The 6,966-nt window shown below is 38.8% G+C and carries 8 protein-coding genes; 4 read left to right on the plus strand and 4 right to left on the minus strand.

What is annotated here, in order from left to right; translation table 11 throughout:
- Positions 1-35: 35 nt before the first annotated feature.
- The 3 genes from CWD90_RS21565 to CWD90_RS23125 form a co-directional block, all read right to left on the minus strand.
- Positions 36-1,790: an aromatic amino acid hydroxylase gene (locus tag CWD90_RS21565; RefSeq protein ID WP_103478128.1), complete on the minus strand. Its 1,755-nt coding sequence runs from the start codon at positions 1,788-1,790 to the stop codon at positions 36-38.
- A 272-nt stretch (positions 1,791-2,062) separates the two neighbouring features.
- On the minus strand, positions 2,063-2,623 hold the full coding sequence (locus tag CWD90_RS21570; protein ID WP_103478129.1) for a DUF4136 domain-containing protein: 561 nt from the start codon (positions 2,621-2,623) through the stop codon (positions 2,063-2,065).
- Positions 2,624-2,691: 68 nt separating this feature from the next.
- On the minus strand, positions 2,692-2,859 hold the full coding sequence (locus CWD90_RS23125) for a DUF5522 domain-containing protein (protein ID WP_157941295.1): 168 nt from the start codon (positions 2,857-2,859) through the stop codon (positions 2,692-2,694).
- Between the two features lie 265 nt (positions 2,860-3,124).
- On the opposite strand from CWD90_RS23125, the gene CWD90_RS21575 reads away from it, so the two are divergent.
- The 4 genes from CWD90_RS21575 to hemL are packed head-to-tail and all read left to right on the plus strand — an operon-like array spanning position 3,125 to position 6,425.
- Entirely contained in the window at positions 3,125-3,406 is a 282-nt protein-coding gene (locus CWD90_RS21575; protein ID WP_317045742.1) for a hypothetical protein, read from the plus strand.
- The gene (locus tag CWD90_RS21580; protein WP_239986586.1) at positions 3,361-4,287 is read left to right on the plus strand and encodes a 1-aminocyclopropane-1-carboxylate deaminase/D-cysteine desulfhydrase; all 927 of its coding nucleotides are present in this window, start codon (positions 3,361-3,363) and stop codon (positions 4,285-4,287) included. Before CWD90_RS21575 ends, CWD90_RS21580 begins: the two co-directional genes overlap by 46 nt.
- The gene (locus CWD90_RS21585) at positions 4,284-5,132 is read left to right on the plus strand and encodes a glucosaminidase domain-containing protein (protein ID WP_103478130.1); all 849 of its coding nucleotides are present in this window, start codon (positions 4,284-4,286) and stop codon (positions 5,130-5,132) included. The genes CWD90_RS21580 and CWD90_RS21585 overlap by 4 nt, the downstream gene beginning before the upstream one ends.
- A gap of 3 nt (positions 5,133-5,135) precedes the next feature.
- Positions 5,136-6,425 (plus strand): glutamate-1-semialdehyde 2,1-aminomutase, encoded by a 1,290-nt coding sequence (hemL, locus tag CWD90_RS21590; RefSeq protein WP_103478131.1) that lies wholly within the window; start codon positions 5,136-5,138, stop codon positions 6,423-6,425.
- Positions 6,426-6,493: 68 nt separating this feature from the next.
- On the opposite strand, the gene CWD90_RS21595 is transcribed toward hemL, so the two are convergent.
- Positions 6,494-6,838: a hypothetical protein gene (locus tag CWD90_RS21595; RefSeq protein WP_103478132.1), complete on the minus strand. Its 345-nt coding sequence runs from the start codon at positions 6,836-6,838 to the stop codon at positions 6,494-6,496.
- Positions 6,839-6,966: the final 128 nt, after the last annotated feature.

Below are 6,966 nucleotides of genomic sequence, written 5' to 3' on the forward strand. Positions count from 1 at the left end.
AATATAGGTAATACAATTGAAAATACTAAGGTTCGCTATGTCACCAAAGTTTTGTCTACCAAGCTTAATCCGTCGTCTATGAGATGTCCTAACTGTGGCTTTTGGTTTTTAAGGGTTTCCAAGTATAATTTTAAGTCTTTGGCAAAATCTTCATCCCCATTGTTTTTAGCCAATTCATACAATTCAACCGAAAGTAACCAGTCTTTTGAGTGGTTGACTTTTATTTCCTGAAAAACCTTGTTTCTGGAAATAGTTACGTTTTTACCTTCCCTAAATTCCCTTACTTGCTTGTAAAACTGTTCCAACTGTTTCTTTTTCTCAGTTTTGGCAGCTTTAATGGTGGTGTCTGATACCTTATGGGTTGCCGCCAAATCAAAACTCTTTAGATCGGCAGGACCGTTGAAAACGGAACCTATATTTTCGCCAACAGCCATATGGTATAATCCTGAACCTGGTTGAAAGAGTATTTTTTCATTATGGGTCACTGTACAATTGTCCAAGGTAATCAGTATTATTTCCCCCTTGAGGTTTCTTGTGCCTGTAATAATTTCTCCGGAAACCCTTACATCACCTATGAATTCCAAGGAGACGACTTCGCCCTCATAAATTTTATAAGCTTTAAGATCACGGGGGCTCATATCTTCAATGGCCAGATTAATGCCCCTTAATTTTCCTATGGGCGATCCAAAGCCCTTGGAATGCTGTAGAATACCGTGTCCGATCAATTCCTTTTCGCGATATGAAAGTGCTGTATTTCCAATGGTCTGTAAGTAGACAGGTTTTCCTTCATGGGCAATTACATTGTCAAAATTACCAGATATTTGCAGGCCGGTACTTAGCTCCACAGTTCCTAATTCTTTAGAATTTATAAGTTTTTCCAAACCATTTAATCCGCCTTTTCTCAAGGACATGGTATTGGCAAATTCTTCCAATACCTGGTTCAGGTAGGCAAAGTCTGGGGTAACAAAAAGTTGGGGCTGTGGCTGTGTAATATCAAAGGAAGTATGTGCGGCTTCAATGGAATAGGGAATTTTTTTAACTTTATCCGTCATACACCACGCACTTTCTCCAATAGAGGAAAGTAAACCTGCCCCATATATTTTAGGTCCTTCCAATGTGCCTATAAGTCCATATTCAACAGTCCACCAATGTAGGTTTCGAATAAGTGCCATCTCGCTTGGCTCCCCCATGTTATCCTGTAAGTCTTCAATTTTCTTTTGGGCCATATCTATATCCACTTGACTGGTGCCTTCGGCTTCTTTTATAATAGACAAATGCCTTACGGCCTCATACAGTTCGTAATCTTTTGCACTGGAAATAGCTTTGGACCCAATTTCTCCGAACCTCCGCAGATATTCCGCATATTCCGGATTGGCAATTATTGGAGCGTGACCTGCCCCTTCGTGTATTATATCAGGAGCAGGAGTGTATTCAATATGTTCCAACTGCCGAATGTCAGACGCTATGACCAAGACATTGTAGGCTTGAAATTCCATAAAGGCCGATGGTGGAATAAAACCATCTACGGCTACGGCCGCCCATCCGATCTCCTTCAAAATTCGGTTCATACCATACATATTGGGAATATCATCTATGGAAATCCCTGTTTTTTCTAGTCCCTCCAAATAACTTTTATGGGCAACCTTGCTCAAATAATCTACATTTTTTCGCATCACATAACGCCACACCGCTTGATCAATTGGAGTGTAATCCTCATAATTTTGAGGTTTAATATACTGCTTCAAATGTTTGGGAAGCTTATCCAATATGTAGTTGCTTTCGTAGGACATACATTGCGTTTTAATCCTTTTAAAGATACGAAATGCCCCCGTGCCGCCCAAGGGTGATGATAATTTATTGTGGGACTTATTACTCCCATATGTGGAGTTTGGGATAGATCTTTAATAGGCGATTTAAGGGTGTAATAGCTTGGCCTGGAGTAACTTTTTAAAAAAAAATCCCCTCCCAAATGGGAAGGGAATCTAGGGGAATCTAATCCAATGTATTACGCTAAAGGCCAATTGATTAGCTCATGGCCAATAGGTGTTGAATAGGAGGTTTTTTAATTTACAGCCGTGCCAGGAGGATAAGCCTCCAAAATTTCAGAAACAAACTCTTTTATCCTCGCTTCTTTCTTCTCCATATTTCTAATGTTGTTCAAGGTGCCAATGCCCCTTCCTTGCCAAACCAATTCCTTGTTCTTGGCGTCGATGACATCTATATACAAGGAGCCTTCGGTCCTTGTACTAACATTGTTTCCGCCATGATAAGGAGATCCCCAGTAAAATGGAGACCAACCCCAGCCATAGTAGCCAGCTCCCCAATAATTATTGTAGACATCCACCTGTTGTTTTTCCTTGGTAAATATGCTCAATAAAATATCAGGGTCTTCAGATTTCACAAAACCTCTGGAGCTCATCTCGTCATCTATGGCGTGTAATATTCTCTTTTTATCCAAATCCGATATTTGTGCCTTGTCTATGCCTGTCTTATAAAAGGCGTAGGTTTTAAACGAATTAAAATTTGCTTCTTTATCATAATCTGATAGTACACGTACCGAAGTGCAGGAACTTGTGAAAAGTAACACCAAGATCGGAACGACTAAAAATTTAATTTTTTTCATAGCTGTTTTATTTGAATTAGTACTGATGATATTCCATGTAAATAATCTCAATAATCATGCCGAACACCTTAGTTAGGGCGAGTTGTATTCGTTTTTTGGTTGTAGCCGTAAGGACAATGTCTGCAGCCACTTTCACAACAATACCCCCTTTTAAGATGATATTGTTTGGTAAATACTTTGTATCCCTCCTCTGAGAGGTAAAAATCTCCTTCCTCCAATGGTATAAATTTCTTCATTGATGTAAATTTATGGGATTTAAGCCAATTAATTTGAGGACGGAAGTCAGGGGGCACTTATTTTAACAGAGTTTAGCATACTTTTTGCATTTTGACCTATTTTGTTCGTAGTAAGCCGATTATGGATTTTTTTTTTAATAGCCCCCCTTATCTTTGATAAGCACGTTATTTATCCTAGTAAATGATATTAGTATTTAAACATTTATTTTACAAGAACTACGTTGGATTGTCTCTTTGGCCTTTCATTATTTTAAAGAACTCATCTTTGAAAAAGGACGTGACACTGCTTAATCACGAAAGAATACACTTGAGACAACAACAGGAATTATTGATAATTCCTTTCTATTTTTTGTATCTATTGGAAGGACTTGTTCGCTTTTTCATGTACTTTGATGCCTATAAGGCCTACCAAAATATTAGTTTTGAACGGGAAGCCTATGATAATGAGACCAATTTATATTATCTACAAGAGAGAAGGCCGTTCAGCTTTATTAAATATCTTTGGAGGGAAAAGCCTTCAACGTGCAGGGAATTAATCAAAGAGTAAATCTTTCTATTTTAAAGGAAAAACAAGTCGATCTCGTAGTAAAAAGGGAAGACCTGATACACCCTTACATCTCTGGAAATAAGTACAGAAAACTTAAGTACAATATTATGGAAGCCAGGCAGTGGGGTATTAATACCATTCTTACCTTTGGCGGGGCTTATTCCAATCATATTGCCGCTACTGCCTTTGCTGGAAAATTTTATGGAATTAAGACCATTGGGGTCATAAGAGGGGAAGAGTTAAGTCAGAATTGGATGCAGAACCCCACCCTGGCCAAGGCACACGAGCATGGTATGAATTTTAAATTTATTACAAGATCTGAATATAAGGAAAAGGCAGATAGCTCTTTTTTGGATGTCTTGGAAAAAGATTATGGTCCGTATTACATGATTCCTGAGGGAGGTACAAATTCGTTGGCCGTTAAAGGTTGTGAAGAAATTCTGACCCCGGGAGATAAGGACTTTAATGTCATATGCTCCAGTGTGGGAACTGGTGGAACCTTAGCTGGAATTATCAATTCATCCCATAATGATCAACATATAATAGGCTTTCCTTCCTTAAAAGGTGATTTTCTAAAAAAAGATATTCGTAATTTTACCGCCAAAGAGAACTGGGAAATCAATACCAATTATCATTTTGGGGGATATGCCAAGGTTTCTGAAGCGCTTATAACGTTTATTAATTATTTTAAAGAAACCACTAATATACCCACGGATCCCATTTATACGGGAAAGTTATTATTTGGTATTTTAGATCTGGTAAAGAATGATTATTTTAAACCGGGAACCAAAATTTTAGCAATACACAGCGGTGGCTTGCAAGGAATATCGGGAATGAATGTAGTGTTGAAAAAGAAGAATCTTCCATTAATAAAAGTATGATAAAAAGAATAGCGATAACCATGTTTTTGGGTTTGTTCCTAGTTAGCTGTGGTGTTAAAAAGAAAACTACCTATGCTAAGAAGCCTAATGTTAGGACTAATACAGCTTCAACTACGCCCGATTCCAAATCATTGAACCAGTCCAAGAATGAAGCAGCCTATGCACTTCCAGAAGATAACGGTAATTTTGTAAAATTTACAGTGAATTCCACGGAGGAATATATAGAGACATTTGCTGAAATTGCCCAATTTGAAATGAAGGCTTATGGCATACCTGCCAGTATAACCCTAGCTCAAGGTATCTTAGAAAGTGGTGCAGGCCGAGGTGTCCTAGGAGCCAAGACCAATAATCATTTTGGTATAAAATGTCATTCCGATTGGGATGGAGATTATGATTTTCATGACGATGATGCTAAAGGGGAATGTTTTAGGAAATATAATCATCCTATGTATTCTTTTAGGGACCACAGTATATTTTTGTCCTCTCGGGCACGATATGCTTTTTTATTCGATTTGGAGCATGATGATTTTAAAGGTTGGGCCTATGGTTTAAAGGAAGCCGGTTATGCAACGGATCGGAAGTATCCACATAAATTGATTGCGCTTATAGAACGATATGAATTGGATAAATATGACAGGAAGGTGGTTGGCTCCGGGGGCATTGTAAAAAAAGAGCCAAAGCAATACGATTACAAAATTCATGTAGTGCAAAGGGGGGATACCCTTTATTCTATTTCTAAAAGGTATTTTGTTTCCATCCCGGAATTGATGAAGTTGAATAATATGAAGAACAGTAACTTGGCAGAGGGCCAAAAACTAACGGTAAAATCCGAAAAAATTAGATAATTTATGATGTATAGAAGAAGCAGTGCTTTATTTGCTGAAGCACAGCGTTATATTCCTGGGGGGGTTAATTCTCCCGTAAGGGCGTTTAAGGCCGTTGGTGGTAATCCTATATTTGTAAAGGAGGCCAAAGGGGCCTATTTGTACGATGAGGATGGCAACCGATTAATAGATTATATAGCATCTTGGGGTCCCTTAATTTTAGGGCATGCCTATGATCCCGTAATAAATGCAGTTATTGAAAAGGCAAAAAAGGGTACCTCGTTTGGAATGCCAACAGAAATAGAGACTCAGCTGGCTAAATTGGCGGTTTCTATGGTCCCTAATATTGATAAGATACGATTCGTTAATAGCGGAACCGAAGCCTGTATGAGTGCCGTTCGTTTAGCTAGGGGATTTTCGGGAAAGGATAAAATAATAAAGTTTGCGGGATGCTACCACGGTCATTCCGATTCATTTTTAATTCAAGCGGGTAGTGGAGCTGTTACTTTTGGCAGTCCCAATAGCCCAGGAGTTACCCAGGGAACGGCTAAGGATACCCTTTTGGCAATATATAATAATCTGGAAAGTGTTAAGGCATTGGCCGCAGCCAACAAACGAGAAATTGCAGCTATTATTATTGAGCCTATTGCGGGAAATATGGGTTGTATTATACCTGAAGAAAGTTTTATTAAGGGACTTCGTGAACTTTGTGACCAAGAGGATATATTATTGATTTTTGATGAGGTGATGACCGGATTCAGATTGGCAAAGGGTGGTGCCCAAGAAGTATTGGGAATAAAAGCGGATATAGTAACCTTTGGGAAGGTAATTGGAGGAGGATTGCCTGTTGGTGCCTTTGCAGCAAGAGATGAAATTATGGGGTATTTGGCTCCTGATGGGCCAGTTTACCAAGCAGGAACGCTGAGTGGAAATCCTTTGGCCATGAGCGCTGGTTTGGCAATGTTGACCGAATTAAACAATAATCCAGAAATTTTCAGAAGTTTGGCCGATAAGACCAAATACTTAGGAGAGGGCTTGGCAAAAGTATTGACCGATAACAATATTCCTTTTCAATTGAATAGGTTCGGTTCCATGATTTCCATTCATTTTACGGCTGAGCCGGTAATAGATTTTGAAACTTCTGCTAAAGGTAACAATGACATCTTCAAAAAATATTTCCACGGGATGCTTAACCAAGGTATATACCTACCGCCCAGTGCATTTGAGAGCTACTTTTTGAACGATGCCCTGAGCTATCAGGATTTGGATGAGACCATTGCAGCACTCTCCAACATTGCTAAAGACCTGCATTGATAAAATAGAGAAGGCTAAATAGACATCATTTTGTCCATTTAGCCTTCCAAATTAATAGGGGGAGGTTTTTATTTGCCGTCAGCTCTTTCTTTATGGCGTTGCATTCCTTTGCCTCTTCTATGGCCTTCTCTGTTCATTTTCATTTTCTCCCATTTTTCATACTGATCATTATTCAGTATTTTTTTCATCTTTTCCTTTTGAGCGATTTGACGATCCAACATGGTCGTTTTCATAGTATAACGCTCTTCCGAAGTCAATTTTTTAGCCTCACCGCTTTCCCTTTTAGCTTTCATTTCTTTCATTTTCTCTGCACGGTCCTTGGCATTATCCAAGTTTAAACTCTGAATTTGCTTTTGTTGGGCATCTGTAAGGTCTAGGGCCAAGGTCATCTGCTTGGTTTGTAGGGTGGCCATTTGTTGGATCAAGACCAATTGTTGTGTTTATGCAAAGATTGTAGTTAGTCTATAAAGGAAGAATTCTACATTTTTCACACCCCTGAACTGTGCCCTAAAAGCTTTTATTTTTGCATTGAACGATTCTG

The sequence above is a fragment of the Arenibacter catalasegens genome (genome assembly GCF_002909235.1).
Taxonomy (GTDB): Bacteria; Bacteroidota; Bacteroidia; order Flavobacteriales; family Flavobacteriaceae; genus Arenibacter; species Arenibacter catalasegens.